Origin of the sequence: Methylobacterium mesophilicum, assembly GCF_036441335.1 — a bacterium.
GTDB classification, from domain to species: Bacteria; Pseudomonadota; Alphaproteobacteria; order Rhizobiales; family Beijerinckiaceae; genus Methylobacterium; species Methylobacterium mesophilicum_B.
Map to the genome: position 1 here is coordinate 1,186,868 of NZ_MLBW01000034.1, position 24,671 is coordinate 1,211,538.

The window sequence follows — 24,671 nt, forward strand, 5'->3', positions numbered from 1 at the left end:
GCGTCCCCCCCTCAGGGACTCAGCGCGCCAGCGCCGCGCTCCGGCCCGAGGCCGCCGGCACCGCCTCCAGCGCCGCCAGGACCGTCCCCTCGGTCAGGATCTGCGGCAGCACCCGGGGCTCCCCCGTCCCGGTGTAGAGCAGGTAGAGCGGGACGCCGCTGCGGCCGTGCTTCTCCAGGAGGCGGGTGATCTCGGGGTTCTGGTTGGTCCAGTCGCCCTTCATGTAGGTCACGCCGCGCTCGGCCATCGCGGCCCGCACGGCCTTGGTGTTGAGCGAGGTCGCCTCGTTGACCGCGCAGGTGATGCACCACGCGGCGGTCATGTCGACGAAGACGGGGCGGTGCGCGTCGACCAGGGCGTCGAGCCGCGCCTGCGTGAACGGCTCGACGCCGTCGGCGGCGGCCTGCGCGGCCGGCGCGGCGCGGTCCCGGGGCAGGGTGACGGCGAGGGCTGCACCTTCGCCATGCGTCACCCTCGCTGGATGGTAAACCGCCCACCAGGGGATGGCCGGTCGCGGCGAAATCGAGGCGCAGGGTGTCGCCCTGGCTCGACAGGCGCAGGGGCCAGAGCGCCGGCACGGGCAGGGCGGCGCGGGCGCGCGCGAACAGCGCGGCGTTGGCCGGGTCCGGCGCGGCCTCGCCGACCGGCAGGGTCAGGGCGAGATCGGCCGAGCCGGGGACGCACTCGGTCTCGCAGACGAGGTAGGTCAGCTTGGCCTGGACCTGCACCGGGTCGGCCGGGTCGAGGCTCGGCGGCGGCGTCACCGGGACGAGGAGCGTCACCTCGCCCTCGTAGCCGTAGTTCATGAGCGTCGCGATCGGGATGCGCTCCGGCGCCGGCCACCGGATCGCGCCGGCGTTGAAGCCGGCCGGCAGGGTCCAGGTCACCTCCGGCGGCAGGCCGGAATCGCCCGGGTTGCGCCAGTAGACGTGCCAGCCGGGCTTGATCTGCATCCGCACCGCCAGCGTGAAGGGCTGCGCGCCGGCGACCGCGGCGGGCTCGGCCACGAGGCTCGCCCGCACGAGGTCCGCGGGCGTGCGGAAACCCTGCGGGAACCCCTGCGGGAACCCCTGCGCCGCGGCGGCCGACAGGCTCGCGGCGAGGGCCAGGATCAGGATGGCGAGGCGGCGGATCATGCTGTCCCTTCGCGGGCGGGGCTGCCGCGGTTTCACGCGCGGTGTCTCGGGCCCGGCGCGGGCGTTCCCGTGGCGCCGGGTCTTACCACGGACCGCGCACGGGGTCGCGTCCGCGGTCCCGTGCTGGCGGGTCACCCCGGGAGCGGCGCCGTCGCCCGCTCCAGCCAGTCGCGCGTCGCGGGGTCGAGACCGGGCGCCAGGGTCTCGCGCACCCGGGCATGATAGGCGTCGATCCAGGCCCGCTCACCGGGTTCGAGCAGGTCCGGCTCGATCAGCCGCCGGTCGTAGGGGGCGAGCGTCAGCGTCTCGAAGCCGAGGATCGGGCGCTCACCGCCCGCGATCGCGCGGGACTCGACCAGGACGAGGTTCTCGATCCGGATGCCGTAGGCGCCGCGGGCGTAGTAGCCCGGCTCGTTCGACAGGATCATGCCGGGCTCCAGCGCGACCGTGCCGGTCTTGGCGATCCGCTGCGGCCCCTCGTGCACCGACAGGAAGGCGCCGACGCCGTGCCCGGTGCCGTGGTCGAAGTCGAGTCCCGCCTGCCAGAGCGGCGCCCGCGCGAAGGCGTCGATCTGGGCGCCGGTCGTGCCGACCGGGAACACCGCCCGGGCGATGGCGACGTGCCCCTTCAGCACCCGCGTGAAGCGGTCGCGCATCGCCGGGCTCGGCGCACCGACCGCGACCGTGCGGGTGATGTCGGTGGTGCCGTCCGGGTACTGCGCGCCGGAATCGATCAGGAACAGCTCGCCCGACCGGACCGTCCGGTCGGTGGCGCGGCTCACCCGGTAGTGGACGATCGCGCCGTTCGGTCCGGATCCCGAGATCGTGGGGAACGAGACCTCGCGCAGGTCGCCGCCGGCGGCCCGGAAATCCTCCAGGGCCTCGACGGCGGCGATCTCGGTGAGGCCGCCGGCCGCGGCCGCACCGTCGAGCCAGGCAAGGAAGCGCACGACGCTCGCCCCGTCCCGGACATGAGCCGCGCGGGCGCCCGCGATCTCGGCGGCGTTCTTGACCGCCTTCATCCCGGTGATCGGGTCCTTGCCGACATCGGCCGTGCCGCCGGCGGCCTCGATCTTCTCCTTCAGGGCGACGGCGCCGGTCGCCGCGTCGAGGCGGACGCGCGCCCCGGCCAGGGACGCCAATCCGTCGTCCAGGTCCGCCCGCGGCAGGATCTCGGCGACCGGCGCGAGCGCCGCCCGCAGGGCCGGATCGACGTTCGGCGAGACGAGAAACAGCCGGGCCAGCCCCTCGCGCGGCAGGATCGCGTAGCCCAGCGCCAGGGGCGTATGGGCGACGTCGGACCCGCGCAGGTTGAAGGCCCAGGCGAGATTGTGCGGGTCGGAGATCACCAGGGCGTCGCAGCCGCCCTCGGCGAGCGCCGCCCGGATCCGGCCGAGCTTGTCGGCGGGCGCCTCGCCGCACAGCGCGTCCGGGTGGACCACCACCGGCCCCGGGCCGCCGCCAGCGTGTTCTCCGGCCGCCCCGCCGCGCGGTCGTGCAGGCCGCGATGGGCGATCGGCCGCGCGGTGAGCCAGTCGGGGGCGGCCACCGTCAGCGGACCTCGAACATCGCCTCGACCTCGACGGCGGCGTCGAGGGGCAGCTCGGCCACCCCGACGGTGGAGCGCGCGTGCCGCCCGCGGTCGCCGAGGAGCTCGACCATCAGGTCGGAGGCGCCGTTCATCACCCCGGCCACCGCCGAGAAGCCCGGCGCCGCGTTGATGAAGCCGCCGAGCCGCACGCACTGGACCACGGCGCGGTCGAGGTCGCCCACCGCGGCCTCGAGCTGGGCGAGGACATTGAGGGCGCACAGGCGGGCGGCGGCCTTGCCGGCCTCGGCCGAGACGGCGCCGCCGACCTTGCCCTTGTGCTCGGCCGCGATGGCACCGTCCGCGCCGAAGCAGACTTGGCCGGAGATCACCACGAGGTTGCCGGTGCGCACGAACGGCACGTAGTTGGCGACCGGCGCCGCCGCCTTCGGCAGGGTCAGGCCCAGCGCCGCCAGGCGTTCCTTGATCGAGCTCATCGGGGTCTCCAGGTTCCTGCGAATCCGCGGGAGCAGGAGCACGGCCGCCCCCCGCGGCGCAAGGGCCGGCGCCGCGAAGGCCGGGATCGCGGCCCCGCGATTCGCCTGCGGCCCGGGTCGGGACCGCCGCAGATTTACCGTCGCGATCGGCTCTCCCGGTGCCGCGCGCAGAGCTGCCCGGCGGGTCCGCCGGGCACTGAAACGTTGACAGGCGGCGGCACTTTCATAGTAATCGCGCGCGTGCCGCCCAGGACTGAGGCGGCACTTTCATTTGGAGCCGGCTCAACGCTCGCTCCGGGATCCTGCGTGAAACGGAGATGGGACCCGTGACGTCAGCCCTTCTGCCGACCTACGTCCGTGCGCCGCTCGCCTTCGAGCGCGGCGAGGGCGCCTGGCTCGTGACGGAGGGCGGGGAGCGATACCTCGACTTCGGCGCCGGCATCGCGGTGAACGGCCTCGGCCACGCGCACCCGCACCTCGTCGGCGCGCTGACCGAGCAGGCCGGCAAGATCTGGCACACCTCGAACCTGTTCCAGATCCCGGGCGGCGAGCGCCTCGGGCAGCGCCTCGTCGACGCGACCTTCGCGGACGTGGTGTTCTTCTGCAACTCGGGCGCCGAGGCGAACGAGGCGGCGATCAAGATCGCCCGCAAGTACCACGCGGCCGGCGGGCAGCCGGAGCGCTACCGGATCGTCACCTTCGCGGGCGCCTTCCACGGGCGGACGCTGGCGACGCTCGCGGCCGGCGGGCAGCAGAAGTACATCGAGGGCTTCGGTCCGAAGGTCGAGGGCTTCGACCAGGTCCCGGCCGGCGACTGGGCGGCGCTGGACGCGGCGATCGGGCCGGAGACGGCGGCGCTGATGATCGAGCCGATCCAGGGCGAGGGCGGCGTGCGGGAGATCCCCCACGCGGACCTGCGCCGGCTGCGCGAGATCTGCGACGCCAACGGCCTCCTGCTGATCATGGACGAGGTCCAGACCGGGGTCGGCCGCACCGGCCGGCTGTTCGCGCACGAATGGTCCGGCATCACCCCGGACATCATGAGCGTCGCCAAGGGCATCGGCGGCGGATTCCCGCTGGGCGCCTGCCTCGCGACCCGCGAGGCCGCCCGTGGCATGACCGCCGGCACGCACGGCACCACCTTCGGTGGCAACCCGCTCGCCATGGCGGTGGGCAACGCCGTGCTGGACGTGGTGCTGGAGGAGGGCTTCCTCGCGCGCGTCGCCCGCTCCGGCCTGCTGCTCAAGCAGAAGCTCGCGGCCCTGCGCGACCGCCACCCGCACGTGATCCAGGAGATCCGCGGCGAGGGTCTGATGCTCGGCCTCAAGCTCGGCGTGCCGAACACCGACTTCGCCGCCGCCGCCCGCGACGCCCATCTGCTGGTGATCCCGGCGGGCGACAACATAGTCCGCCTGCTGCCGCCGCTGACCATCGGCGAGGCCGAGATCGACGAGGCGGTCCGCCGCCTGGACGCGGCGGCGTCCGGCTTCGAGGCCGTGCGCGGCGCGGCCGAGTAGGAGCGATCCGCGCGATTGAGAACACCGCCCTCCGGACCCCGGAGGGCGGCCCGAAGCATTTCCGGGCGCGGTCGATCCCGCCGCGCGTGACGGAGGTGCCCCTGCCAGGAGGTAGAGTGCGGTTCATGATCAGGTGATCGGTGAGCAGACTCTAGTTATTGTGACGCGATGAAAGCCCAGATTGACGGCCGGGCACCGGCCCCGGCCAGGCACCTGAACGGTGCCGGCCCTCGTCATTTCCTCGACCTCAAGGACTTCTCCGGGGCGGAGCTGCGCCGGGTCCTCGATGCCAGCGCCGCCATCAAGGCGCGCCGCCGCAAGGGCGAGCTGGCCGCCGAGCGCCCGCTCACCGGCAAGACCCTCGCCATGGTGTTCGACCGCCCGTCGACCCGCACCCGCGTCTCCTTCGACGTGGCGATGCGCGAGCTCGGCGGCGAGACCCTGATGCTCACCGGCTCCGAGATGCAGCTCGGCCGCGGCGAGACCATCGGCGACACGGCGCAGGTGCTCTCGCGCTTCGTCGACGCGATCATGATCCGCATCCTCGACCACGGTCAGATGCTGGAGCTGGCCGAGTACGCCACCGTCCCGGTGATCAACGCCCTCACCAAGGTCTCCCACCCCTGCCAGATCATGGCCGACGTGCTGACCTTCGAGGAGCATCGCGGGCCGATCCGGGGCCGCAAGGTCGCGTGGTCGGGCGATTCGAACAACGTGCTGGCGAGCTGGGTCCACGCCGCGGCCCGGTTCGACTTCACCTTGAACGTCGCGAGCCCGCCGGAACTCGCGCCGCCGCCGGCGCTGCTCGCCTGGGCGCGGCAGGAGGGCGCCGACGTCCACGTCACCACCGACGCGTTCGCGGCCGTCGACGGCGTCGATGCCGTGGTCACCGATTGCTGGGTGTCGATGGGGGACGACGACGAGGCGCACCGGCACAACCTGCTGAGCCCCTATCAGGTCAACGACAAGCTGATGGCGGCGGCCAATCCGGGCGCGATCTTCATGCACTGCCTCCCGGCCCATCGCGGCGAGGAGGTGACGGCCGAGGTGATGGACGGCCCGCGCTCCGTGGTGTTCGACGAGGCCGAGAACCGCCTGCACGCGCAGAAGGGTATCCTGGCCTGGTGCCTGGGCGCCGAGGGGCTCTGATCCCGGCCTCGTCCTGTCCGGCCTCGCGCTCGCGGGGTCGGCGCACCATATAGGCGTGAGCGGGCGGCTTGTGCCGTCCGTCTCCCCATCACGGCCGCCGGAAGGCGGCATCCCGGCGACGAACGGAGCGCGCTGCGCCGCCGCTCCCGCTCCGGGCCGGTCGGGGTGAGGGATCCGATCGCTCCGCCAAGGTCATCGCCTCACGCCGCCCGGCCTCCGGGAGGACGGATCCACGCTTTGCCGGCACGCGCCGCCGGACGCATCGATCGGAGAGGGCATGACCTCAGGAACGCAGTCGCACCCCCAGTCGCCATCCCAGCCGCAGGCCCAGAACGGCGGCAACGGCCATGCCGGCGCCGACGACGCCGTCCTGCCCTTCGCCGTCGAGGCGCTCGACGTGCGCGGCCGCGTCGTCCGGCTCGGCCCCGCCGTCGACACCATCCTGCGCCGCCACGGCTACCCGGACCCGGTGGCGCGCCTGCTCGGCGAGGCCGCGGCGCTGACCGTGCTGCTCGGCTCCTCCCTCAAGTTCGAGGGCCGGTTCCAGCTTCAGACCAAGACCGACGGTCCGGTCGCGATGATCGTCGTCGATTTCGAGGCTCCGGACCGGCTGCGGGCCACCGCCCGGTTCGAGCCGGAGCGGGTCGCGGCCCTCGGCACCGGCCCGCTCAGGGATGCCGAGCTGATCGGCACCGGCCATCTCGCCATGACCATCGACCAGGGCACCGCCGCGAGCCGCTATCAGGGTGTCGTGGCCCTCGAGGGCCAGAGCCTGGAGGAGGCCGCCCACCAGTATTTCCGCCAGTCGGAGCAGATCCCCACGCAGGTGCGGCTCGCCGTGGCCGAGGCCGTGGAGGAGGGCGCCGGGCGCTGGCGGGCCGGCGGCCTGCTCGTGCAGTTCCTGCCCCAGTCGGTGGACCGGGCGCGCCTCGCCGACCTGCCCCCGGGCGATATCCCGGAGGGCCACGCGCATCTCTCGGGAGACGCGCCGGAGGACGATGCCTGGGTCGAGGCCCGCTCGCTGGTCGCGACCATCGAGGACCACGAGCTGGTCGATCCGAACGTCTCCAGCGAGCGGCTGCTCTACCGGCTGTTCCACGAGCGCGGGGTGCGGGTGTTCGACCGTCAGCCGGTTCAGGAGACCTGCCGCTGCTCGCGGGAGCGCGTGATGGGCATGATCCGCTCGTTCACGCCGCAGGAGCGGCACGACATGGTGGCGGATGACGGCCGCATCGTCATCACCTGCGAGTTCTGCTCCCGGCGCTACGACCTCGATCCCCAGGAGATCGAGGCCGAGATCGCCGGCCAGCCGAGCCAGTAGCGCGCAGGACAGCGGGCGCGCGCACCAGCATACCCGCGTCTACGGCCAAGCTTTTCCGCGCGAAACGCACGAAGATCGGTATTCGTTGCGTAAATTTTTGAGCCCTCCAGGCCGAACCGTTCCGCGACCTTTGACGTTGCGTGGCAGATTCAACATTGGAGGGTTCGCCATGCGGAAATTGTCGATCGGATTGGCCGCGCTGCTGATCAGCACCTCGGCCTATGCCCAGCAGGGTGGCGCCGACCGCGGCGCCGGGATGGGCGGTCGCGGCGGTCAGGGCGGCGCCGAGTCCGGCATGAAGGCCGGCGGCGGCGAGCGCGGCGGCATGCAGGGCATCAGCCGTTCGTGGCCGGCAGGTCCGGCGCGCGGTCCGCGGGCGCCCCGTCGTAGCCCTCGATCCAGGCGCGGCGCTCGGGCGAATCGGCCGGATAGGGGCAGGCATCCTTGGGCCGTCCCTGCGCCCGGGCGCGGGCGCCCTCGGCGATGGGGTCCGCCGGCGGATCGTGGAGCGACGTCTGGCTCATGGCCGGACAACACGCCGGCACGCGGGGAGTTTCGGGGCGGTTCCGCGCGGGTCAGCGCCGCGGACGCGGCGCCGCGCCGCCCCGCATCAGGACCAGGGCGACCCATCCCTCGATCACGCCGCGCCGCACGAGGGAGAAGCCCTGGAGACGGTAGGCCGAGAGCACGCCCGGCACGTCGCGCTCGATCAGGCCGGACAGGACCAGCACGCCCTCGGTGGCGACGACCCGCGCCAGGGTCGGCGCGAGGAGCCTGAGCGGCCGGGCCAGGATGTTGGCGAAGACGAGATCGAAGTGGCGCGACCGGTCGGCGAGGCGGTGGCGCACGCCGGATCCCTCGTAGAGCTTGAGGTAGGGGCCGAGCCCGTTCGCGCGGGCGTTCTCGCGGGCCGTGCGCACGGCCTCCGCGTCGAGGTCGCCGGCCACCACCGGCTGCCGCAGGGCCTTGGCGGCCGCGAAGGCGAGGATCCCGGTTCCGGTGCCGACATCGAGGACGTGGACCGGGCGCCGGCGCTTGAGTTCCGAGACCAGGGCGCGGAGGCAGCCGAGCGTCGTGCCGTGATGCCCGGTGCCGAAGGCGAGGGCGGCCTCGATCTCGATGGCCAGATCGTTGCCCCGCACGGAGTCGCGGTCGTGCGAGCCGTGCACGAGGAAGCGGCCGGCCCGGACCGGCTTCAGGCCCTCCAGCGAGGCGCGCACCCAGTCCTGCTCGGCGATCGTGCGGAATTCCGCCGCGTCGGCCGCGTCGCCGATGACCGGGCGGATGAGTTCGCGGACGTAGTCCTCGTCGGGCGCGTCCGCGAAGTAGGCCTCCAGCCGCCACGTGCGCCCGTCCTCGTCCTCGAAGGCCGCCACCGCGGTCTCCGTGGGATCGAACATCTCGCCCAGGAGGTCGGTCATCGCGCGGGCCGAGCGTTCGTCGGTCAGCAGGCGCAGGACGTGGGACGGGCGATGGGGCGGCAGGCCTTCGAGCATGGTGCCGGGCTGTAACGCCGGGGCGCGCCGCAGCCCAGGGGCTGGCGCGAAAAAATCCGCGCCCGGCGGCGGCGGATAGGCCGCGCGGGTCCGCGGTCGAACCCTTGTTGCCGGACGGTCACAAGCGCCAATACTTATCTTTCACACGAACCAAACCAGTGTCCACGACCTTCGCGTGTGCTTAAACAATCTCGGCTTCCCCAAGGCCAGACCCTCAACTCGGGCGCGCCGCTCGTTCCGGAGCGGCGCGCCAGTTTTGACAGACGATCGTGCTGCCATGACCGCGCCTCTCCTCATCAGTGTCGCCTTCGCGGCCGTGACCACGGCCGCGGCCACGCTGTGGGCGCTTCTCGTCGCGGACGGCATGGGCGGCCTGCCGGAGTCGCGCCCCGTCGAGCGGCACGACATCCGGACCTGGTGACGTCGCGGCTCCGATTCGCGCGCGCGGGCGCCCAGGAATGCGGCAGGATGGTCGCGCGTTAACCAAATGGTGGATCGCGGCCGCGGAACCCGCCGCCGACAGCGGCGTTTTTGCCGGCTTTTTACGTGAATCACGATTGAGCAGGGTGCGTACAGCGTGACCAAGTCCCGGCGTTCCGGCCCCCGCGGGCCCGTGGTCGTCAACGGCGCGGCCGTGCCTGTCCGACCGCGCGAGCGGATCTTCGGCGGCCCCGCACCGGACGGGCCGCTCCCCGGCCACCTCCTCGTCCTCCTGAGCCGCCTCCATCGCGCGGAGGCCGAGCCCAAGGACCGGCAGGAGGCCAAGCTCGGCTGACAGGACATCGGCTGACAGGACCTCGGCTGACAGGACGGGGCCGCGCTCCCCCCGGGGCCGGCCCTTGGCCGACCGCCCGCGCGCGCCTATGATCCCCGTCGTTCCCCGCCGTATATAGCGGGTCGCGACCGGAGAGACCTGAGTGATGCCCCTGACGCGACGGATCCTGGTCGCCTGCGCCCTCGCGGTGCTGACCCTCGCGCCGGCGACCCGGGCCGCGCGGGCGGACGACCCGGTCGTGGTGTTCGCGGCCGCGAGCCTCAAGAACGCCCTCGACGACGCTGCCGCCGCCTGGACGAAGGCGACCGGCAAGACCGCGCGGATCTCCTACGCGGGCTCGAACGCCCTCGCGAAGCAGATCGAGGCGGGCGCGCCGGCGGACCTGTTCATCTCGGCCGACCTCGCCTGGATGGACTACGTCGACCGGACCGGGCTGCTGAAGACCGGCTCGCGGATCGACCTGCTGCGCAACGCCCTGGTGCTGATCGCCCCCGGGCCGAAGGACAGCGCCGCGGACCCGCAGGTCGCCCTGGCGCCGAACCTCGGCACCACGCTGACGCGGATTCTCGGCGGCGGGCGGCTGGCGATGGCGACGATCGACGCCGTTCCCGCCGGCAAGTACGGCAAGGCCGCCCTGGAGACGCTCGGCGCCTGGGACGCCGTGAAGGGGCAGGTCGCCCAGGCCGAGAACGTGCGCGCCGCCCTCCTGCTCGTCGCCCGGGGCGAGGCGCCGCTCGGCATCGTCTACGCCACCGACGCGGCCGCGGACCCGAGCGTCCACGTGGTCGCGACCTTCCCGGCCGACAGCCACCCGCCGATCGTCTACCCGGCGGCCGTGACCCGGGATTCGCGCAACCCGGATGCCGGGGCGCTGCTCGGCTACCTGCGCGGCCCGGCCGCCCGGGGCTCCTTCGAGCGCCAGGGCTTCACGGTGGTCGCGCAGCCCGGCGCTAGCCAGTAGCGGCGCGCCGCTCTCTTGCTCGGGCTCACGCCGGACGAGTGGACCGCCGTCGGCCTGAGCCTGCGGGTAGCCACGGTGGCGACGCTCGCGAGCCTCGTGCCGGGCCTCGCGGTGGCGTGGCTGCTGGCGCGGCGCCGCTTCCCGGGCCGCGCCCTGCTGGACGGGCTGGTCCACCTGCCGCTGATCCTGCCCCCGGTCGTGACCGGCTACCTGCTGCTGCTCGCCTTCGGCCGGCGCGGCCCGCTCGGTGCGCCCCTCGCCGAGATCGGCGTGGTCCTCTCCTTCCGCTGGACCGGGGCGGCGCTCGCCTGCGCGGTGATGGGGTTCCCGCTCATGGTGCGGGCGATGCGGCTGTCGATCGAGGCCGTCGACCGGCGCCTGGAGCAGGCGGCCGGTACGCTGGGCGCGAACCCCTTCGCGGTCTTCCTCACGATCACGCTGCCGCTGAGCCTGCCCGGCTGCCTCGCGGGCGCCGTGCTGGCCTTCGCCAAGGCGATGGGCGAGTTCGGCGCGACCATCACGTTCGTGTCGAACATCCCGGGCGAGACCCAGACCCTGCCTTCGGCGATCTACACGCTGACGCAGGTTCCCGGCGGGGAGGGGCCGGCCCTGCGCCTCACCCTGATCTCGATCGCGCTGTCGGTCGCGGCCCTGCTGGTCTCGGAATTCCTGGCCCGGCGGGCCGGACGGCGGCTGGGGGCGGGCTGAATGGCGACCGATCCGGGGCGGGACGCCCGCTCAGGCATACGCGTAGGGTCCGCCCTGCCGCAGGGCCCGCTGGTAGGCCGGGCGGGCGTGGACGCGCGTGAGCCAGTCCGCGACGCGCGGGCCCGCGCCCGTGCCGCGCGCCGCGAAGGCCTCCAGCGGGAAGCTCATCAGGATGTCGGCCGCGGTGAAGTCGGCGCCGCAGAAATACGGGCGGCCGGCGAGTTCCGTCTCCCAGAAGGCCGCGTGCCGGCGCAGGTCCGGATCGACGAAGCCCCGCAGCACCGTGTCGGCGATCCGGCGGACGAGGGGCCGCAGCGGCCAGGGGCTGCCCGGCGCCAGCCGCCCGAAGACCAGCTTCAGCAGCAGTGGCGGCATCGCCGAGCCCTCGGCGTAGTGCGACCAGTAAACGTAGCGCCGCCGCTCCTCGGTCCCGGGCCCGGGCACAAGCCGCGCGCCGGCGAGATCCGTCAGGTAGGCGGCGATCGCGCCGGTCTCGGCGACCACCGTCCCGCCGTCGGTGATCACCGGCGCCTTGCCGAGGGGGTGGACGGCCACGAGTTCGGCGGGCGCGCGCAGGGTCCGCGGATCGCGGGCGTAGCGGATCACGCGGTAGGGCAGCTCCAGCTCCTCCAGCAGCCAGAGCACGCGCTGCGAGCGGCTGTTCTCGAGGTGGTGGACCGTGATCATCGCGGGCAAGTCCGGGCCGGCGCCGGGGCGCGCCGCGGCTCCTGTTACCCGAGGCCCGCCGCGTGAGCATCCAGGTCGACGTCGAGCTCCGGCGCGGCGCCTTCGCGCTGGCGGCCGCCTTCGAGGCAGGGCCCGGGCTCACCGCCCTGTTCGGCCGCTCGGGCTCGGGAAAGACGACGCTGATCGACCTGATCGCCGGCCTCGCGCGGCCGGACCGGGGCCGGATCGCCGTCGGCGGCACCCCGTGGGTCGACACCGCGTCCGGCCTGATCCTGCCGCCGCACCGGCGCCGGGTCGGCGTGGTGTTCCAGGACGCGCGGCTGTTCCCGCACCTGAGCGTCCGGACCAATCTCGGCTACGGCCGGGTGTTCGCGCGGCACCGTGCCGACCCGGCGGCGTTCGCGGCAGTGACCGGGATGCTCGGCATCGACCACCTGCTCGACCGGCGGCCCGCGGGCCTCTCCGGTGGCGAGCGCCAGCGGGTGGCGATCGGGCGGGCGCTGCTGGCCGGGCCGCGCCTCCTCATGATGGACGAGCCCCTCGCGGCCCTGGACGAGGCCCGCAAGGCCGAGATCCTCCCCTATATCGAGCGCCTGCGCGACGAGGCCGGCGTGCCGATCCTCTACGTCAGCCACGCGGTCTCCGAGGTGGCCCGGCTCGCCAACACGGTGATCGTGCTGGAATCCGGGCGGGTGGCCGCCGCCGGCCCCGCGGAGACGATCCTGCGCCGCGCCGACCTCGTGCCGATCCACGAGGCCGAGCCCGGCGCGCTCCTCGACATGGTCGTCGAGACCCTCGACGACGCCACGGGGCTCACGCGCCTGACCGGCGCCGCCGGGAGCCTGCTGGTGCCGGGGCTGTCGCGCCCGGCCGGGACGCGGGTGCGGGTGCGCATCCCGGCCCGCGACGTGCTCGTCGCCACCGAGCGTCCCCGCGGTCTGAGCGCCCGCAACGTCCTGGCCGGCCGGATCTGCGGGCTGACGGCCGCGGGCGCCGAGACGGCGGTGGAGATCGACTGCAACGGCGCCCGTCTGGTGGCGCGCGTGACCGGGGCGGCCGTCCGCGAACTCGGCCTCGCGCCGGGGCGCGAGGTCCACGCCATCGTCAAGAGCGCGTCCTTCGATCCCGCCGGGTTCGGCCTGCTGCGGCCGCCCCGGGCGATCTGAGACGGCTCCGGGCGATGCCGACCGCGCGCGCCCGGCGCCGCGGTGGCGGACGCGCGCGGTCATCGGGACGCATCCGGGGCATCGTACTCCCGTTTCGGTTGTAAATATTATATTGAAACAACCATTGGTTAGAACATCGCCGCCACGATGGGCCGTGCAGTGGTCGTGCTGCGCGAGTCGCGGAGGTCGATGCGATGGGCATGCGGCGCTTGCGCCGGCGGAGGGCGCCGAGCGGATGGACCTGCCGGCGCGGCAGCTCCGCAGTGGAGTTCGCCCTCGTGGCCCCCGTGCTGTTCCTGCTCTTCGCCGGGATCGCGGTGTTCGGCATCTGTCTCGGCGCGGCCCACAACCTCCGCCAGATCGCCGCCGAGGCGGCCCGCGCGTCCGTGGCCGGGGTCACCGACGCCGAGCGGGCGAACCTCGCCCAGACCATGGTGAACCGGAGCCTGAGCGCCGGCGCGATGTTCCGGCCGGGCAGCATCGTCGTGCAGGTCGGGCCGGATCCCAACGACGCGACGGTGTACACGGTCACCGTCACCCTCGACGCCACCACGCTCGGCATCAACGTCTTCGCGCGCCTGCTGCCGATGCTCCCGACCGTGCTGCGCAGCAGCGTCAGCGTCCGGAAGGGCGGCCTGTGACCGGCCGCGGCACGCGCCTGCGGCGCTTCGGGGCCGCGCGCGGCGGCAACGTCGCGATCCTGGTGGCGCTCGGCAGCGCCATGCTGATGGGGGCGGGCGCGGTCGGGATCGATCTCGGCCTCGTGTTCCAGGCCCGGCGCAAGGCGCAGGGCGCGGTGGACATCGCCGCCATGCTGGCCGCCGTCGATCCGAGCCAGGCCGACACGGTCGCCCGCCAGTCGCTCAGCGACAACGGCTACGGCGCGGCGACCGCCACGGTCGCGCCCGGCAGCTACGACGCGAGCGCGCGGGGCGTCGCTCCGGGTAGCCGGTTCAGCGCCGGCGGCAGCCCGGCGAACGCGGTGCGGGTCGGCCTCTCGACCTCGGTCCCGGTGACCTTCGGCCGGGCGATCGGCCTGCCCGCCGCGGTGCCGCTGCGGGTGACGGGGACCGCCGCGAGCGCGCAATTCGCTGCCTTCACGATCGGATCCGGCACCCTGCAACTCCAGGGCGGCATCGCCAACGCCCTGCTCGGCGCCCTGCTCGGGGCCAGGCTGTCGCTCAGCGTCAGCGATTACGATGCCCTGGCCAGCGCCCGCGTCGACGGGCTGCGCGTCCTCGATGCCCTCGGGGCGAGCCTCAACATGCAGGCCGCGAACTACACCGACATCGTCCAGGCGAATGCCAGCGTCGGTCAGGTGCTGATGGCGCTGCGGGTCGCCGCGGCGGATAACGGCAGCGCGGTGTCGGCCCTGTCGGGGATCCTCAACGCCCTGCCGAATGCCGGAAACCTCGTCGCGATCGGCCAGCTGGACGGCCTCGGCGACGCCGCCGCGCTGGCGCCGCCGCGGGGATTCGCCGGCCCCTCCCTCAACGTGCTGAACCTGCTCGGCGCGGCCGCCTCCCTGGCGAACGGGCAGAACCAAGTGGCGGTCGATCTCGGGGCCACCGTGCCGGGACTGCTCGCGACGCGCCTGACCCTGGCGATCGGTGAGCGCAAGCGCAGTTCGGGCTGGGTCCGGCCGGGCAGCCAGAACGCCACCGTGCAGACGGCTCAGACCCGGCTGCTGATCGAGGCCACCGTCACGGCGCCGCTCGGGCTCGGAACCCTGTCCCTGCCGGTCTACGCGGAGGTGGCACCGGCGCAGGCCACCCTGCGGTCGCTCAGCTGCACGGGGTCCGGAGGACGCAGAGTCACCCTCGACGCGCAGACGGGGCTGGCGACGCTGGCCATCGCTCAGATCCCGCGCACCGCGATCGCGGGCGGCAGCGCGAGCCCCGACCTGTCGCAGCCGGCGACACTGATCGCCCTGCCGCTGGTCAACGTCTCCGGGCGGGCCCTCGCGACGCTCGGCACCGGATCGCAGACCCTCGTCTTCTCGGAGGCGGACATCGCGGATCACACGGTGCGCTCGGTGGCCTCGAGCGGTCTGACCCAGTCGCTCACCGGCAGCCTGCTGCGCAATCTCGTGCTGAACATCAGCGGCCTCGGCGTGCCCCCGCTGCTCCAATCGGCCCTGACGACGACCCTGGGCACCGTGGCGCCGGGGATCGATCTCGTGCTCGACACCGTCCTGCGCACCCTCGGCCTGCGCCTCGGCTACGCCGATCTCGACGTGGACGGCACCCTCTGCAACCAGGCCGTGCTGGTGCAGTGAGCCGGGCCGGACGGCCCGGCGGGACGGAGCGCCCCCGCCTCAGTGGCGGCCGCGGCTCGCGCCGGTCGTGGAGGCCTTGGCGATGCGCCGGCCCAGGTGCAGCAGCAGCATGTCGACCAGGAGCTGAAGCTCGGAATCCGCCACGCCCTCCAGGGCGTCGCGGCACTCGAGGGCGCGGTCCACGGCCTGCGTCAGCGCGTCCGCGGGCCCGGCCATCGCCCGCGTCGCCGACGGCTCGTCCGTCACGTCGATGATGACGCCGTGCCCGAGGCGCCGGCTCGACGCGCCCGGCGGGATCCGGCCGCGATCGAGGATCCGGCGGACCTGCCCCGACGGCGACAGCGTGCGGTACTCGGCCACGAACAGGCCGCCGCGCTCGCGCACCGCCTTGAACTGCCGGATTACGGCCGGCCGGTCCTCCGGGTGGACGCAGGCCTTGGCGACCGAGAGCGGGAGGGGGCGCCCGGCGAGTCCGGGATCCCCGGCCAGCACGTCCGCGGCGCCGGCATCGAGCACGCACCGCTCGGCGCGCGGCGACCACGACCACGCGCCGACGATCCCGGAGGCGTCGAGGGCGGCTGAGAGGTCGACCGGCCGAGGGCGGGGACCCTGGATTGCGTCGGCCATCATGGGCGAACTCCGGTTTCAGCGCGCACCGTGCCCGCCTTCGGAGATATACAACCGCTGATGGAATTAATGAGCAGTTAACTCAACTCGATCGCCCGTCACACATCGACGACAATGCCCTGTGCCGGCGGCGAAATCCCGCTTCGCACGGGACCGCCCCCCCGCGATCCGGCCCGCAGCCAACCCGCTCAGGTTGCAATCGCGGCCGTGCCTCAGCCGAGCTGCGTCAGCAGCGTGAAAGCGCCGAACAGCAGGACCGCCCCCACCGAGGCGGCCAGCAGGATGAGCGCCGCGCGCGATTCCCGCATCTCCGGTGACATGGCGCCCTCCCATCGCGACCCGCGTTGGGTCGCGGGCAGGTTTCGTCAGGATTCGCACCGATCGGCCGCGCTGTCGACGGCCGACCGGACTCGCGCGGCGACATCGCCCGCCATCCGGACAGTCCGGGACGGCGGGGACGGCCCGGCGTCAGGCCGCGGTGCGGCGCTCCACCATCCGCGCCAGGAAGGCGCTGCCGATCGGGATGATCGAGTCGTCGAAGTTGTAGCCGGCATTGTGCAGGCCCGGGCCCGGATTGGCGCCGAGCCAGACATAGGCGCCGGGGACCGCCATGGTCATGTCGGCGAAGTCCTCGCTGCCCATCTTGGGCACGACGTTGGACTCGACCTTGTCGGCGCCCAGGAGTTCGGTGGCGACCTCCGTGGCGGCGGCCGCCTGCGCGGGGGCGTTCTCCAGGACGGAGAACACGTCCTGGAGGTCGACCGTGACCTGGGCGCCGTAGGCCGCGCCGAAGCCGGCCGCCAGCTCGCGCATGCGGGTGCCGGCGAGCGCCCGGATCTCCTTGTCGAAGGTGCGGATCGTGCCGGCGAGGTGAGCCGTCTCGGGGATCACGTTGTAGGCGGAGCCCGCCTCGATCCGGGTGATCGACAGGACGATGGACTTCAGCGGGTCGGCGTTGCGCGACACGATCGACTGGAGGGCCTGGGCGAGGCCGGTGGCGATGATGATCGGGTCGGTGCCCCGGTGCGGCTGTGCGGCGTGGATGCCCTTGCCGCGGATGTGGATGTCGAAGAAGTCCGCCGCCGCCATGATCGGCCCGGGCCGCAGCTTGATCATGCCGTGGCCGCCGCCGGGCTGGTTGTGCAGGCCGTAGATCTCGTCGCAGGGGAAGCGCTCGAACAGGCCGTCCTTCAGCATGGCCCGGGCGCCGCCGCGGCCCTCCTCGGCCGGCTGGAACACGAACACCGCGGTCCCGTCGAAATCGCGGGTCTCGGCGAGGTAGCGCGCCGCGCCGACCAGCATCGTGGTGTGCCCGTCATGGCCGCAGGCGTGCATCTTGCCGGCATAGGTCGAGCGGTAGGGGAGGTTGGTCTCCTCCTCGATGGGCAGGGCGTCCATGTCGGCGCGCAGGCCGATCCGCTTGCCGTTGTCGGTGCGTCCCTTGAGCAGGCCGACCACGCCGGTGCCGCCGACGCCGCGATGGACCTCGCAGCCGAACGTCTCGAGGAGGTCGGCGACGATGCCGGCCGTCCGGACCTCCTCGAAGCCGAGTTCCGGATGGGCGTGCAGGTCGCGGCGCAGGGCCGTCAGCTCGTCGGCGTAGGTCTTGATGCGGTCGATCGGGCTCATGACTCGGAACTCTCGGGGGGTGAGGTGTTGGGGGAGGAGGCGTCGGGGGGCGTCGCGCCCGGGCCGTCCGCGTCCGCGCGCCGGAACGGCGTCAGCGTGTCGAGGACGTCGACCGCCTCGGCGACGTGGGCGCGCTCCCGCTGCAAGTAATCGGCCACCGCGCGGCGCAGCGCCGGGTCGGCGATGTCGTGGGCCGAGTGCATCAGGACCGGCCGGTAGCCGCGGGCGAGCTTGTGCTCGCCCTGGGCCCCCGCCTCGACCCGCTTCAGGCCCCGGGCGATCGCGAAGTCGATCGCCTGGTAGTAGCAGACCTCGAAATGCAGGAACGGATGGTCCTCGATGCAGCCCCAGTTCCGGCCGTAGAGCGCGGTATCGCCGATCAGGTTGATCGCGCCGGCGATGTAGGCGTCCCCGCGCTTGGCCATCACGAGGAGCACCCGGTCGGCCATGCGCTCGGACAGGAGCGAGAAGAACCGGCGGTTGAGGTAGGGCCGTCCCCACTTCCGCGAGCCCGTGTCCATGTAGAAGGCGTAGAACGCGTCCCAGTGGGCCTCGGTGATGGCCGCGCCGGTCAGGTGCTCGACGGCGATGCCGGGCGCCAGGGCGTCGCGGCGCTCCTTGCGGATGGTCTTGCGCTTGCGCGAGGCGAGGGCGGCGAGGAAATCGTCGAAGCTCGCGTAGCCGTCGTTCTGCCAGTGGAACTGCTGGTCGGTGCGCTGCAGGAAGCCGGCCGCGCCGGCCCGCTCCCACTCCGCCTCGCGCATGAAGGTGACGTGGATCGAGGAGGCCTTGGTCTCGCCCCGCAGCGCCCGCAGGCCCGCGACGAGGCCGGCCGTGGCCTCGTCGGGATCGGCCCCAGGCGCGATCAGGAAGCGCGGCCCGGTCACCGGCGTGAACGGCACGCTGACCTGGAGCTTGGGGTAGTAGGCGCCGCCGGCCCGCTCGTAGGCGTCGGCCCAGCCGTGGTCGAAGACGTACTCGCCCTGGCTGTGCGATTTCAGGTAGCAGGGCGCCACGCCGAGGCGGACGCCGTCGCGCTCGACCGAGACGTGGAGCGGCAGCCAGCCGGTCCTGCGCGAGACGCAGCCCGAATCCTCCAGCGCCGACAGGAAGGCGTGCGACACGAAGGGGTTGTGGGTCTCGTCGCCCGCCGCCAGGGTCTCGGACGAGAACGCGCAGGCATCCCATTCCGCCGCGCCGATCTCCTTCAGTCCGGGAAGCGCCCGCACGGTCAGTGCGGCGGTCTCCGGCGTCGGCCCGGGTGCTTGCTTCATGGGCCGGACTCTAGCCCCTGACCGGCCGGGGGCAAGCGGGCGGATGCGCGCGGCGACCATGGCAGCGTTGTCAGACGGCCGCCGACGTCACCCGCCGCGCGCTTTCGCGCGGCCTCCTGGACGGCGCGCGGCGACGCGCGCTCTCCGAACCGGACGGCGCCGTCGCGGCGCGCGCTCACTCAGCGAGCCGGCCGACGCAGGACACGTCGTCCGGCTTGCAGTCGAGGTATCCCTTCAGGACCCTGGTCCGCGCGTCGGTCAGCCCCTTCAGGCAGCCGTTGTACGCCATCGCGTAGGCCGAGCCCCCGTCGAGGCCCATGGTCTCGAGGAAGCAGGTCGCGTCCCGGTACGACAGCCAAGCCTTCTGGGCGCCCCGCAGGGCGTCCTTCGTCTTCGGGCCGATCTTCCTCACCAGCTGCCCGTAGACGGCATTCAGCGCCGTGTCGGCGGCCCGGTAATCGGCCCCCGCGCAGGCGTTGAGATCCGCCTGGGTCGTGCCCTCGCACGGGTCGGCCGCGGAAGCGGGCGCCGGGGCAAGCAAGGTCGCGGCGAGGGCGAGGCCCCCGCAGAGCCGCGCGAAGCGGGCGCGCGCGTCACGCGAAGCGGTCATGGCGATCCAGTTCGGACGGGATCGGACGGGGCGCAGGAACAGTCACGGGACGAACCCCTCGAACACCATCTGGTCCGCGTGCGCGGCCGCGCGGGCGCGCTGCTCCGCATTCCGGACCGTCCAGGTCATGACGGGGACCTGACCGAGCAGCCGGCAGAGGTAGGTCGGCGCGCAGGGCAGGTCGTCCACCCGCCAGGACAGGAAGTCGGGCCGCGTCTCGGCGAGGTGCAGCAGGTCGGAGAGGGACCGGCGGAGCGAGGGCGTCAGGGCCGCGTAGACCGGGTCGTCCTGCGTCGTCTCCGCCACGATGCCCCGCGGGACCGTGGCGGGGCAGAGGTCGCGCAGGGCCGCGACCACCTGCGGGTCGAACGATTTCAGCGCCACCGGCCCGGCGCAGGCCGCGGCGATCTCGGCGGTGCGGGTCGCGAGCCGCAGGTCGCCGTCGTAGCGGGACTTCACCTCGATCACCACCGGCACCGCCCCGGACACCGCCGCCAGGAAGGCCGGCAGCGTCGGGATCGTCTCCGCGGACCCGGCGACGGCGAGGGTCGCGAGCTCGGCGGCGGAGCGGTCGGCCAGGGCCGCGCTCGCCCCCGTCAGGCGCCCGAGGGCGGCGTCGTGGAAGACCATCGCCTCGCCGTCGGCGCTGAGCTGGACGTCGCACTCGATGGCGAAGCCGCCCGCGACGGCCGCCCGGGCCGCCGCCTCAGGACCGCATGGCCCAGGACAAGGATCGGGCCGGCGCCGAGCGGGGCGACCGCCGCGGTGATCGCGCCGAGCGGAACGAGCGCGGGGATCGCGACGGCGCGCGTGCCGATCGCGGTGACCGTCGCGGCGACCGTCGCGCCGACCGCGCCGATTTCCGCGGCCGGACGGACGTCAGCCGGACCGACGTCCGGTCCGAGCGGGTCGAGGGCGGCTTCCGCCGCGAGGGCCGCTACGTGTTCATCGGCGGCCGCCGGGTCGTGTACGGCTCGCCGGAATATCGCCGCCTGATCGTCACCGAGAACCGCGGCCCGCGCGCGCGCTACGTCGTGATCCGCGGCCAGCGGGTGCTGTACGGCTCGCCCGAGTACCGCCGCCTGGTCAGCGTCCGCGAGACCGGCCCGCGCGAGCGCTACGTCGTGATCCGCGGCCAGCGGGTGCTGTACGGCTCCCCCGAGTACCGCCGCCTCGTCTCCGTCCAGGAGGACCGCTTCGTGACGATCCGCGGCCAGCGGGTGCGCTACGGGTCGGCCGAGTACCGGCGCCTCAGCGGCGGCGGCGCGGTCAGCGCGAGCTTCCGCTCCGAGCAGCGCGCCGGCGCGCGCTTCGACAACCGCGGCGGGCGGGACGGCATCCACAACGCGTCGCGGACCGAGGGCCGCAACGACGGCCGGACGGACCGCAACGACCGCGGCCAGGACCGCGGGATGGACAAGGCGTCCCGTCAGGAAGGCAAGAACGACGGCATGCGCAACAGCGACATGCGCGGCGGCCAGCAGGACGGCATCCGCAACGCGTCCGATCGCGGCGGCCAGCAGGGCGGCATGAAGTCCGGCGCCGAGGGCGGCCGGACGGGTGGCGCCGAGCGCGGCGGCATGAGCGGCGGCAACGGCGCCATGGGCGGTGCCCAGGGTGCCGGCCGCGCCGGCGGTCAGGCGGGCGGCGCCGGCCGCAACTGAGCGGTGTGAACGTGGGGGGAGGGGCCGATGGGCTCCTCCCCCGTTTCGTTTCGGGTCTCGTCCGCCGCTCGCGGGCGACGGTCGAGACCCGCTTCAGACCTTCAGGACGGGCTCCGCGATGTCGCCGCCCCCGCCGCGGGCCCTCAGGTACTCGGGCTGGAACAGGCACATCCGCACGGCGTCCCGGTAGCGCCCGTTCACGAAGAACTCGTCCTTGAGAACGCCCTCGGGATGGAAGCCGCAGCGCTCGTAGATCCGCACGGCCCGGGCGTTGTCCCGGTCGACGTGCAGGTAGAGCTTGTGGATGTTGAGCACGCTGAAGGCGTAATCCATGGCGATCCGGGTGGCCTGCCACGCGTAGCCGCGGCCCTGGAAGCTCGGATGGATCGCGATCTGGAACTCGCAGCGCCGGTGCAGGTGGTTGATCTCGACGAGCTCGATCAGCCCGGCCGGCTCCCCGCTCGGATCGGCCACGATGAAGCGCCGCTCGGTCTGATTGTGGATATTGCGCTCGTAGAGCTGCTGAAGTTCGGCGAAGGACTCGTAGGCCTCCTCGAACCAGTAGCGCATGATGCTGTCGTTGTTGTTGAGCTGGTGGACGAAGCGCAGGTCCTCCCGCTCCAGCGGGCGCAGCTTGATGGTGATACCGGTTACCGCATTCATGACGCACTCACCTCGATCAGCTCGCGCAGGAAGTGCTCACCCTGGCCCAGGGCGTCGAGGGTGATGAACTCGTCGGGCTGGTGCGCCTGGGCGATGTCGCCGGGGCCGCAGACCACCGTCGGGAGACCTGCCGCCTGGAAGCGCCCGGCCTCGGTGGCGTAGGGCACCGCGACGGTGTGGTTGCGTCCGGCGAGGCGCAGGCACAGGCGCTCGGCCGCCGAGCCCGGCTCCGGGGCGAGGCCGGGGATGTCGACCTCCTCTAGGGTGTCGATCCGCCCGAACGCGCCGTAGCGGTTGAGGCGCTCGCGGGTGACCCTTTCGACCTCCGCCGCGAACAGCCGCGGGATCTCGGCCGGGTCGAGATCCGGCAGGCCGCGATACTCCCAGAGGAAGCGGCACTCCTTGGCCAGGATGTTCCGGGCGGTGCCGCCCTGGATCGTCCCGACATGGACCGTGGTCGAGGCCGGATCGAACCGCCCGGACGGGTCGCCGCGCTCGATCATCAGGTCGGCGATCCGGTTGAGGCCGGCGACGAGGTCGCAGGCGGCCGCCACGGCGTTCGCGCCGAGGGCGGGGCGGGCGGAATGGGCCTCGTGGCCGTGGACCGTGGTGAGACAGGTGACGATGCTCTTGTGGGCGTCGGCGACCTCCATCCCGGTGGGCTCGCCGACGATCACCGCAGCCGGCCGGGGCAGGCCGTCGCCGAAACGCGCGATCCCGTCCATCGAGCCGAGGCAGGTCGTCTCCTCGTCGTAGGAGAGCAGGATGTGGATCGGCCGCTTCAGCCCGGCGGCGATCATGTCGGGCACGAGGGCCAGGGCCAGCGCGTCGAAGCCCTTCATGTCGACCGCGCCCCGTCCGTAGGCCCGGCCGTCGGCGACGCGCAGGGTGAACGGGTCGCCTGTCCAGGCCTGGCCCGTCACCGGCACCACGTCGGTGTGGCCGGACAGGACGGAGCCTCCGTCGGCCATCGGGCCGACCGTGGCGAGGATGGCGGCCTTGTCGCCCGTCGCGTTCGGGAGGCGCAGGTACGGGACGTCCCAGCCGTCGAGATAGGCGCAGACCGCGTCGATCAGGGCGAGGTTGGACTTGTCGCTCTCCGTGTCGAACGACACGAGGCGGGCGAGCATGTCGAGCGGGCTCAGCCGCTCGCCGGTCGCGGACATGGATTCCTCCGGGGCGAGGCCCCGGGCCGGGACCTCAGTGCAGGCTGCGGCGGACGTGCGGGCTGTCGAGGGAGAAGGCTGGGATCTCGGCCTCGAAGCTCTCGCCGGCCACCGTCGCCATGGTGTAGCTGCCGGCCATCAACCCGTCGGGCGTGTTGAGCGGACAGCCGCTGGTGTAGCAGAAGGACTCGCCCGGCTCCAGCACCGGCTGCTTGCCGACCACGCCGGTGCCGCGCACTTCCTGGCACGCCCCGTGGCCGTCGATGATCCGCCAGTGGCGCGAGCGCAGCTGGACCTGCTCGCTCCCGTTGTTCACGATCTCGACCGTGTAGGCGAAGAAGTACCGGCTCTCGGTCGGCGAGGACTCCTCCTCGACGAAACGAGACTGGACCGTCACACTTATTCCCCGCGTCTCGGCCTTGTACATCGCCCTAAATGGCCCTTCTTCGGACGGTACGACTCGCTGAAGCCGAAAGGAACGCGCTTCCCGGCCGGTGGTAGTGGGCGGCGGAATCGCCGTCAATTGCGGCGGACTACCTCGCGCGGCGGGGCGCCCCGCGGCGCGCGGCGCCGGCACGACGGGGCCTCCGGACGCGGTTAAGCCCGCGTTAGCGGGTCCCGGCGGACAACGCTGCTCGGCGTGACGCGGACCGGCCGGCGCGCGCGATGGAGTCAGGGGCGCGATGAACGCGGGCGCAGCCACGGGAGCCGCCGAGTCGAGCGCGGACGGCCGGTCGGGCATCCTGCCGGCCCAGGCGATCGCCGCCCTCGCGCAGGCGGGCGGCATCCGGACCGCGAGCCCCTTCGCGGCCGATCAGATCCAGCCCGCGAGCCTCGACCTGCGCCTCGGCGCCAGGGCCTACCGGGTGCGGACGAGCTTCCTGCCCGGCTCGGGACGGACGGTCCAGGCCTGCGTCGACCGGCTGTCGCTGCACGCCGTGGACCTGCGCCCGGGCGCCGTCCTGGAGACGGGCTGCGTCTACATCGCGGAGCTCCAGGAGAGCCTCGCCCTGCCGGCCGATCTCTCGGCGGCCGCGAACCCGAAGAGCTCGACCGGGCGCATCGACGTCTTCACCCGCGTGATCACCGACCGGGGCGAGGCCTTCGACCAAGTCGAGCCCGGCTACGACGGGCCGCTCTACGCGGAGATCTCGCCGCGCACCTTCCCGGTCCTCGTGCGCAGCGGCTCGCGGCTGTCGCAGATCCGCTTCCGCCGCGGGGCTCCGCGGCTGACCGAGGCCGAGCTCGGCCTGCTGCACGCCCGCTCGGCCCTGGTCGACGCCGGCAGCCCGTCCTTCCAGGGCGGCGTGGCGGTGTCGGTGGACCTCGCCGGCTTCGACGGCCTCGTGGGCTACCGGGCGAAGCGCCACACCGGCCTCGTCGACGTCGACGCCCCCGGGCGCCACCGGGCGGCGGATTTCTGGGAGCCGCTGGCCGCCGACGGGTCGGGCAGCCTGATCCTCGATCCCGGCCAGTTCTACATCCTGGCCTCCAAGGAGGCCGTGCAGGTCCCGCCGGACCACGCCGCCGAGATGGTGCCGTTCGATCCCCTGGTCGGCGAGTTCCGCGTCCACTACGCGGGCTTCTTCGACCCGGGCTTCGGCTATGCCGGGGCCGGCGGCGCGGGCGCGCGGGCCGTGCTGGAGGTCCGCTCCCGCGACGTGCCGTTCCTCCTGGAGGACGGGCAGATCGTCGGCCGCCTCGTCTACGAGCGGATGCTCGACCTGCCGGAGACGCTCTACGGGGCGGGGGCCGGCTCGAACTACCAGGCCCAGGGGCTCAAGCTCTCGAAGCACTTCGCCCTGTAGTCCGGCCCGGA

The 24,671-nt window shown here is 73.3% G+C and carries 24 protein-coding genes and 4 pseudogenes; 12 read left to right on the forward strand and 16 right to left on the reverse strand.

Annotated elements, in window-relative coordinates:
- Positions 1-19 precede the first annotated feature (19 nt).
- From MMR14E_RS26345 to MMR14E_RS26365, 5 genes and pseudogenes are all read right to left on the reverse strand, one after another.
- Positions 20-472, reverse strand: coding sequence for a thioredoxin family protein (locus MMR14E_RS26345; protein WP_331318357.1), 453 nt, complete (start codon positions 470-472; stop codon positions 20-22).
- A gap of 238 nt (positions 473-710) precedes the next feature.
- Positions 711-1,136 (reverse strand): annotated as a pseudogene (locus MMR14E_RS26350) (protein-disulfide reductase DsbD domain-containing protein); the annotation flags it as partial.
- Between the two features lie 131 nt (positions 1,137-1,267).
- Positions 1,268-2,587 (reverse strand): annotated as a pseudogene (locus tag MMR14E_RS26355) (aminopeptidase family protein P); the annotation flags it as partial.
- A 2-nt stretch (positions 2,588-2,589) separates the two neighbouring features.
- Positions 2,590-2,685 (reverse strand): annotated as a pseudogene (locus MMR14E_RS26360) (glycerophosphodiester phosphodiesterase); the annotation flags it as partial.
- Between the two features lie 2 nt (positions 2,686-2,687).
- Positions 2,688-3,161 carry a RidA family protein gene (locus tag MMR14E_RS26365; protein WP_331318359.1) on the reverse strand — a complete coding sequence of 158 codons (474 nt, stop codon included), beginning with the start codon at positions 3,159-3,161 and terminating at the stop codon, positions 2,688-2,690.
- Positions 3,162-3,487: 326 nt separating this feature from the next.
- Here MMR14E_RS26365 and MMR14E_RS26370 point away from each other — a divergent pair, with 326 nt between their 5' ends.
- From MMR14E_RS26370 to MMR14E_RS26380, 3 genes are all read left to right on the forward strand, one after another.
- Complete coding sequence (locus MMR14E_RS26370) at positions 3,488-4,678, forward strand: aspartate aminotransferase family protein (protein WP_331318360.1); 1,191 nt, start codon at positions 3,488-3,490, stop codon at positions 4,676-4,678.
- A gap of 168 nt (positions 4,679-4,846) precedes the next feature.
- Positions 4,847-5,827 carry an ornithine carbamoyltransferase gene (gene argF, locus MMR14E_RS26375; RefSeq protein ID WP_331318361.1) on the forward strand — a complete coding sequence of 327 codons (981 nt, stop codon included), beginning with the start codon at positions 4,847-4,849 and terminating at the stop codon, positions 5,825-5,827.
- A gap of 277 nt (positions 5,828-6,104) precedes the next feature.
- Entirely contained in the window at positions 6,105-7,148 is a 1,044-nt protein-coding gene (locus tag MMR14E_RS26380) for an Hsp33 family molecular chaperone (RefSeq protein ID WP_331318362.1), read from the forward strand.
- A gap of 335 nt (positions 7,149-7,483) precedes the next feature.
- Here MMR14E_RS26380 and MMR14E_RS26385 read toward each other — a convergent pair whose 3' ends face one another.
- Both MMR14E_RS26385 and MMR14E_RS26390 read right to left on the reverse strand, forming a co-directional pair.
- Positions 7,484-7,672, reverse strand: a complete 189-nt coding sequence (locus MMR14E_RS26385) for a ribosome modulation factor (protein ID WP_331318363.1) — start codon at positions 7,670-7,672, stop codon at positions 7,484-7,486.
- A 51-nt stretch (positions 7,673-7,723) separates the two neighbouring features.
- Positions 7,724-8,644, reverse strand: a complete 921-nt coding sequence (locus tag MMR14E_RS26390) for a 50S ribosomal protein L11 methyltransferase (RefSeq protein ID WP_331318364.1) — start codon at positions 8,642-8,644, stop codon at positions 7,724-7,726.
- 277 nt (positions 8,645-8,921) lie between these two features.
- Between MMR14E_RS26390 and MMR14E_RS26395 the strand changes: the two genes are divergently transcribed.
- The 4 genes from MMR14E_RS26395 to modB all read left to right on the forward strand — a co-directional run bounded on the left by MMR14E_RS26395 (position 8,922) and on the right by modB (position 11,088).
- Positions 8,922-9,065 carry a hypothetical protein gene (locus MMR14E_RS26395; protein ID WP_331318366.1) on the forward strand — a complete coding sequence of 48 codons (144 nt, stop codon included), beginning with the start codon at positions 8,922-8,924 and terminating at the stop codon, positions 9,063-9,065.
- Positions 9,066-9,221: 156 nt separating this feature from the next.
- Positions 9,222-9,419 carry a hypothetical protein gene (locus tag MMR14E_RS26400; RefSeq protein ID WP_331318367.1) on the forward strand — a complete coding sequence of 66 codons (198 nt, stop codon included), beginning with the start codon at positions 9,222-9,224 and terminating at the stop codon, positions 9,417-9,419.
- A 145-nt stretch (positions 9,420-9,564) separates the two neighbouring features.
- Positions 9,565-10,380 (forward strand): molybdate ABC transporter substrate-binding protein, encoded by an 816-nt coding sequence (gene modA, locus MMR14E_RS26405; protein WP_331318370.1) that lies wholly within the window; start codon positions 9,565-9,567, stop codon positions 10,378-10,380.
- Between the two features lie 15 nt (positions 10,381-10,395).
- Positions 10,396-11,088: a molybdate ABC transporter permease subunit gene (gene modB / locus MMR14E_RS26410; RefSeq protein WP_331318371.1), complete on the forward strand. Its 693-nt coding sequence runs from the start codon at positions 10,396-10,398 to the stop codon at positions 11,086-11,088.
- Between the two features lie 30 nt (positions 11,089-11,118).
- Here the strand turns inward: modB and MMR14E_RS26415 are convergent, their stop codons facing one another.
- On the reverse strand, positions 11,119-11,775 hold the full coding sequence (locus tag MMR14E_RS26415; protein ID WP_331318373.1) for a glutathione S-transferase: 657 nt from the start codon (positions 11,773-11,775) through the stop codon (positions 11,119-11,121).
- Positions 11,776-11,837: 62 nt separating this feature from the next.
- Between MMR14E_RS26415 and modC the strand changes: the two genes are divergently transcribed.
- The 3 genes from modC to MMR14E_RS26430 all read left to right on the forward strand — a co-directional run bounded on the left by modC (position 11,838) and on the right by MMR14E_RS26430 (position 15,219).
- A complete protein-coding gene (gene modC, locus MMR14E_RS26420; RefSeq protein WP_331318374.1) occupies positions 11,838-12,941 on the forward strand; it encodes a molybdenum ABC transporter ATP-binding protein in 1,104 nt (367 codons plus the stop codon).
- A 263-nt stretch (positions 12,942-13,204) separates the two neighbouring features.
- Positions 13,205-13,582: a TadE/TadG family type IV pilus assembly protein gene (locus tag MMR14E_RS26425; RefSeq protein WP_331318375.1), complete on the forward strand. Its 378-nt coding sequence runs from the start codon at positions 13,205-13,207 to the stop codon at positions 13,580-13,582.
- Positions 13,579-15,219, forward strand: coding sequence for a TadG family pilus assembly protein (locus tag MMR14E_RS26430; RefSeq protein ID WP_331318377.1), 1,641 nt, complete (start codon positions 13,579-13,581; stop codon positions 15,217-15,219). Before MMR14E_RS26425 ends, MMR14E_RS26430 begins: the two co-directional genes overlap by 4 nt.
- Before the next feature lie 39 nt (positions 15,220-15,258).
- Here MMR14E_RS26430 and MMR14E_RS26435 read toward each other — a convergent pair whose 3' ends face one another.
- The 5 genes and pseudogenes from MMR14E_RS26435 to MMR14E_RS26455 all read right to left on the reverse strand — a co-directional run.
- Positions 15,259-15,849, reverse strand: a complete 591-nt coding sequence (locus MMR14E_RS26435; protein WP_331318380.1) for a PAS domain-containing protein — start codon at positions 15,847-15,849, stop codon at positions 15,259-15,261.
- Positions 15,850-16,314: 465 nt separating this feature from the next.
- Complete coding sequence (locus MMR14E_RS26440; protein ID WP_331318382.1) at positions 16,315-17,475, reverse strand: M20 aminoacylase family protein; 1,161 nt, start codon at positions 17,473-17,475, stop codon at positions 16,315-16,317.
- Positions 17,472-18,749, reverse strand: coding sequence for a GNAT family N-acetyltransferase (locus tag MMR14E_RS26445; protein ID WP_331318384.1), 1,278 nt, complete (start codon positions 18,747-18,749; stop codon positions 17,472-17,474). The genes MMR14E_RS26440 and MMR14E_RS26445 overlap by 4 nt, the downstream gene beginning before the upstream one ends.
- A gap of 175 nt (positions 18,750-18,924) precedes the next feature.
- The gene (locus MMR14E_RS26450) at positions 18,925-19,359 is read right to left on the reverse strand and encodes a lysozyme inhibitor LprI family protein (protein ID WP_331318387.1); all 435 of its coding nucleotides are present in this window, start codon (positions 19,357-19,359) and stop codon (positions 18,925-18,927) included.
- A 42-nt stretch (positions 19,360-19,401) separates the two neighbouring features.
- Positions 19,402-20,064: pseudogene (locus MMR14E_RS26455) on the reverse strand (glycerophosphodiester phosphodiesterase family protein); the annotation flags it as partial.
- Positions 20,065-20,075: 11 nt separating this feature from the next.
- Between MMR14E_RS26455 and MMR14E_RS26460 the strand changes: the two are divergent.
- A complete protein-coding gene (locus tag MMR14E_RS26460; RefSeq protein WP_331318389.1) occupies positions 20,076-21,023 on the forward strand; it encodes a hypothetical protein in 948 nt (315 codons plus the stop codon).
- Between the two features lie 93 nt (positions 21,024-21,116).
- Here the strand turns inward: MMR14E_RS26460 and speG are convergent, their stop codons facing one another.
- From speG to apaG, 3 genes are read right to left on the reverse strand one after another with little or no spacing between them, the layout of a single operon-like run.
- On the reverse strand, positions 21,117-21,668 hold the full coding sequence (gene speG / locus MMR14E_RS26465; RefSeq protein WP_273564583.1) for a spermidine N1-acetyltransferase: 552 nt from the start codon (positions 21,666-21,668) through the stop codon (positions 21,117-21,119).
- A 14-nt stretch (positions 21,669-21,682) separates the two neighbouring features.
- On the reverse strand, positions 21,683-22,852 hold the full coding sequence (gene argE, locus MMR14E_RS26470; RefSeq protein WP_331318391.1) for an acetylornithine deacetylase: 1,170 nt from the start codon (positions 22,850-22,852) through the stop codon (positions 21,683-21,685).
- Between the two features lie 34 nt (positions 22,853-22,886).
- Complete coding sequence (gene apaG / locus MMR14E_RS26475) at positions 22,887-23,279, reverse strand: Co2+/Mg2+ efflux protein ApaG (protein ID WP_012319280.1); 393 nt, start codon at positions 23,277-23,279, stop codon at positions 22,887-22,889.
- A 256-nt stretch (positions 23,280-23,535) separates the two neighbouring features.
- On the opposite strand from apaG, the gene MMR14E_RS26480 reads away from it, so the two are divergent.
- Positions 23,536-24,660, forward strand: coding sequence for a 2'-deoxycytidine 5'-triphosphate deaminase (locus MMR14E_RS26480; protein ID WP_331318392.1), 1,125 nt, complete (start codon positions 23,536-23,538; stop codon positions 24,658-24,660).
- The last annotated feature ends 11 nt before the right edge of the window (positions 24,661-24,671 follow it).

Excerpts from the sequence above, each read along its gene's own strand:
- MMR14E_RS26445 (WP_331318384.1), bottom strand. The coding sequence starts at position 18,749 with ATGAAGCAAGCACCCGGGCCGACGCCGGAGACCGCCGCACTGACCGTG.
- MMR14E_RS26435 (WP_331318380.1), bottom strand. The coding sequence starts at position 15,849 with ATGATGGCCGACGCAATCCAGGGTCCCCGCCCTCGGCCGGTCGACCTC.
- MMR14E_RS26365 (WP_331318359.1), bottom strand. The coding sequence starts at position 3,161 with ATGAGCTCGATCAAGGAACGCCTGGCGGCGCTGGGCCTGACCCTGCCG.
- modA (WP_331318370.1), top strand. The coding sequence starts at position 9,565 with ATGCCCCTGACGCGACGGATCCTGGTCGCCTGCGCCCTCGCGGTGCTG.
- MMR14E_RS26390 (WP_331318364.1), bottom strand. The coding sequence starts at position 8,644 with ATGCTCGAAGGCCTGCCGCCCCATCGCCCGTCCCACGTCCTGCGCCTG.
- MMR14E_RS26395 (WP_331318366.1), top strand. The coding sequence starts at position 8,922 with ATGACCGCGCCTCTCCTCATCAGTGTCGCCTTCGCGGCCGTGACCACG.
- argE (WP_331318391.1), bottom strand. The coding sequence starts at position 22,852 with ATGTCCGCGACCGGCGAGCGGCTGAGCCCGCTCGACATGCTCGCCCGC.
- MMR14E_RS26415 (WP_331318373.1), bottom strand. The coding sequence starts at position 11,775 with ATGATCACGGTCCACCACCTCGAGAACAGCCGCTCGCAGCGCGTGCTC.
- MMR14E_RS26385 (WP_331318363.1), bottom strand. The coding sequence starts at position 7,672 with ATGAGCCAGACGTCGCTCCACGATCCGCCGGCGGACCCCATCGCCGAG.
- MMR14E_RS26450 (WP_331318387.1), bottom strand. The coding sequence starts at position 19,359 with ATGACCGCTTCGCGTGACGCGCGCGCCCGCTTCGCGCGGCTCTGCGGG.
- argF (WP_331318361.1), top strand. The coding sequence starts at position 4,847 with ATGAAAGCCCAGATTGACGGCCGGGCACCGGCCCCGGCCAGGCACCTG.
- MMR14E_RS26440 (WP_331318382.1), bottom strand. The coding sequence starts at position 17,475 with ATGAGCCCGATCGACCGCATCAAGACCTACGCCGACGAGCTGACGGCC.
- apaG (WP_012319280.1), bottom strand. The coding sequence starts at position 23,279 with ATGTACAAGGCCGAGACGCGGGGAATAAGTGTGACGGTCCAGTCTCGT.
- MMR14E_RS26480 (WP_331318392.1), top strand. The coding sequence starts at position 23,536 with ATGAACGCGGGCGCAGCCACGGGAGCCGCCGAGTCGAGCGCGGACGGC.
- MMR14E_RS26460 (WP_331318389.1), top strand. The coding sequence starts at position 20,076 with ATGGCCCAGGACAAGGATCGGGCCGGCGCCGAGCGGGGCGACCGCCGC.
- MMR14E_RS26380 (WP_331318362.1), top strand. The coding sequence starts at position 6,105 with ATGACCTCAGGAACGCAGTCGCACCCCCAGTCGCCATCCCAGCCGCAG.